This is a genomic window from Allosphingosinicella sp. (assembly GCF_059502505.1).
Genome location: NZ_JCACEU010000003.1, coordinates 1 through 2,742, shown reverse-complemented (window position 1 = coordinate 2,742; position 2,742 = coordinate 1). Strand labels below are relative to the sequence as shown.

2 protein-coding genes and 2 pseudogenes are annotated in these 2,742 nt (G+C 69.9%); 2 read left to right on the top strand and 2 right to left on the bottom strand.

Going from position 1 to position 2,742, the window contains the following annotated elements; all coding sequences use genetic code 11:
* Positions 1–123 precede the first annotated feature (123 nt).
* Both AC5JBD_RS00050 and AC5JBD_RS00045 read left to right on the top strand, forming a co-directional pair.
* Positions 124–768, top strand: a complete 645-nt coding sequence (locus tag AC5JBD_RS00050) for a glutathione S-transferase N-terminal domain-containing protein (protein ID WP_495719709.1) — start codon at positions 124–126, stop codon at positions 766–768.
* A gap of 28 nt (positions 769–796) precedes the next feature.
* Entirely contained in the window at positions 797–1,720 is a 924-nt protein-coding gene (locus AC5JBD_RS00045) for a DMT family transporter (protein WP_495719708.1), read from the top strand.
* Between the two features lie 57 nt (positions 1,721–1,777).
* Here AC5JBD_RS00045 and AC5JBD_RS00040 read toward each other — a convergent pair.
* Positions 1,778–1,942: pseudogene (locus tag AC5JBD_RS00040) on the bottom strand (transposase domain-containing protein); the annotation flags it as partial.
* A pseudogene (locus tag AC5JBD_RS00035) lies at positions 1,938–2,060 on the bottom strand (IS3 family transposase); the annotation flags it as partial. The pseudogenes AC5JBD_RS00040 and AC5JBD_RS00035, both read right to left, overlap by 5 nt.
* Positions 2,061–2,742: the final 682 nt, after the last annotated feature.

Sequence of the window (2,742 nt, the reverse complement as noted above, 5' to 3'; positions counted from 1 at the left end):
TGCCGGGGGGTGTGCATCTATGCAGTACGATACTGCATAGATGCCGCCTGCACGAGCGCGGTCACACAGGGCAGCCTCGGCCGCTGGGTGGAGGCGATCCGCCGCCCGCCCCCGAGGCCCAGAATGACCCCGCTCCAATTGCACACCTACCAGACGCCTAACGGCCACAAGGCCAGCATTATGCTGGAGGAGACCGGCCTGCCCTACGAGGCTCGCCTCGTCGACATCGAGCGCGGCGACCAGCGCGCGTCCTCCTTCCTCGCGCTCAACCCCAACAACAAGATCCCCGTGCTCGCGGACCCCGACCGCAGCCGGACGGTGTGGGAGAGCGGGGCCATCCTGTTCTACCTTGCCGACCGTTCGGGCGTGCTGCGCCCCGAGGGCGAGGAGGCGCGCACCGCCGTCCTGCAGTGGACCCTGTTCCAGGCCGCCCATGTCGGCCCGACGCTCGGGCAGTACTGGAACTTCGCCGTCTTCGCCGAGGAGAAGCTGCCCACCGTCATCGCGCGCTTCGAGCACGAGGCCCGGCGTGTGTTCGGCGTCCTCGACGGCCAGCTCGCCCGCCGCGAGCACCTGGCCGGGGCGGCCTACGGCATTGCCGACGTGATGACCTGGCCGTGGATCAACGCCGCCGTAGCCAAGCTCGGCTTTACGCTCGACGCCCACCCCCACCTTGCCCGTTGGTTCGCGGCCGTCGGGGGGCGCCCCGCCGTGCGGCGCGGGCTGCTGGTCCCGGCGCTGCCCGCGGCCGACGGGCCTGCGGCCTGAGCCGCGACCGCAAGGAGGACCACTTTCCATGGAAGCCCTGTTCGCCCTTGCGGCGCTCGCCGCCGGCTCGCTGCTCGCCGTGCAGGCCGGCGCCAACGCCCAGCTCAGCCGCGCCGTGGGCAGCCCCTTCGGCGCGACCGCGCTGCAGCTCGGCGTCGGCAGCGTCGTGCTGCTGCTCGTCGCCCTGCTCACGGGCACCCTTGCCGCGCTGGCCGGCCTGCCGCGGGTGACCTGGTGGCACGCGATCGGCGGCACGGCCTCGGCCTTCTACGTCGTCTCCACCATCCTGCTCTTCCCGCGGCTCGGCGCCGTGGTCTCAGTGGGCCTGTTCATCGCCGGGCAGATGCTCGCTTCGCTCGGCCTCGACACCTTCGGGCTGCTCGGGGTCGCGGCCAAGCCGGTTACGGCGGCGGCGGTCGGCGGCACCCTCGCGGTGCTCGCAGGCGCCGCGCTGATCGTGCTCGGCCAGGAAGGCAGCGCGGCACCGCCGGCCCGTGGGCGGCCGGGCTGGATTGCGCTCGCCCTCGCCGCCGGTGCGGTGCTGCCCGTGCAGGGCGCGGTGAACGGCTTGCTGCACCGCGACCTCGGCGCGCCCTTCGCAGTCGGCGCGGTCAGCTTCGTCGTGGCGACGCTCGCCATGCTGGCCGTGCTGGCCCTCGCCACCGCGATCCTGCGGCAGCCCCGGCCGCGTCTCGCCGGCGTCTCGGGCATGCCTTGGTGGGGCTGGCTCGGTGGCTTCGCGGGCGCGACCTACGTCACCACCGTGTTCACCGCCATCCCGATCATCGGCACCGCCACTGCGGTCGGGCTGACGGTCGCTGGCCAGCAGGTCGCCTCGGTGCTGGTAGACCGCTACGGCTGGTTCCGCCTGCCGCGGCGACCGGTCTCGGGCCGGCGCCTCGCGGGGGTGCTGCTGCTGCTCGCGGGCGTCGCCGCGATGAAGCTCATCTGAGGTCGCCCCCGTGGAGCAACGCGCCATGGCCTGGGTTATGCGTAGGCGTCAGCCCAGTCAGGCAGGTTGATGGTTTGCCTGGAAGTTCCAGGGCAGCAACTCGTCGATGCGGCTGATGGGATGGCCGCCCGCGAGCCGGTCGAGCACGGTGGCGATGTAGGCCTCCGGGTCGAGGCCGTTCAGCTTCGCAGTTTCGGCGATGGTGTAGATGACCGCAGCTCGCCTCCGTCACCCCAATGGCCCGGATCGCCTCGACCACAGACTGCCCCTGTGAGACCAGGACGTCCACCTGCCGCAGCTTGGCAATGATCTCCTCAGGCTTGTGTCCCTTGGTCGCCATTTCGGTCCTCCTCTGGCTCGAAGCCATACCTCAAGGCGGACCACTTCGAAGGGGGAGGATCAGTTGCACGATACCGAGTGTGGCCGCTGCTTCTCACACGCGGGAAAAGGCCGCACTCGATCAATAATCCCGCCCGAAGATCCGGCGCCACCAAGGCGGACTAGGTTCGTCCTCGACCCATGCGTAGCCTCGTTCCTGGCCCCACCGGCGAGGTGCCGGCTCAGACGACACAGACATTCTACCCGCTTCAGGATACGGAATGTGAGCCAACTCTCGGTCCCGCCTCATGCCATGTGGAGGTTCTGGCCGCTCTGCAGAGTACCGCCCCTGCTCAGGCGTTGCTTGAACCGCGGCTGCTGTCGCCTGTGCCGCATCCACAGCTTCGCGGATGGCGGCCAGCAAGTCTCGGCGCAACTGCTCGATACTCTCCCTTGCGGCAGTTTCAGCAGCTTCCACGCGCCGGTGTGTCTCTTGCGCGCTCTGTTCCGCAATCGCGGCGCGGATTTCGGCACTCTGCCGAGCTTCGCATTCCTGTTCAGCACGCTTCTCCGCTGCGGCAGCGCGGCTCTCGGCTTCCTCCGCGCGGCGGCTTAAGTCCCCGGCAAGCCGCTCGAGCGTAGCAAGCACAGCCTCGATCGGAGGCGCGCTTGCGTTCGGCCCTGGTACAGTCATCGATGTATCC

Excerpts from the sequence above, each read along its gene's own strand:
- AC5JBD_RS00050 (WP_495719709.1), top strand. The coding sequence starts at position 124 with ATGACCCCGCTCCAATTGCACACCTACCAGACGCCTAACGGCCACAAG.
- AC5JBD_RS00045 (WP_495719708.1), top strand. The coding sequence starts at position 797 with ATGGAAGCCCTGTTCGCCCTTGCGGCGCTCGCCGCCGGCTCGCTGCTC.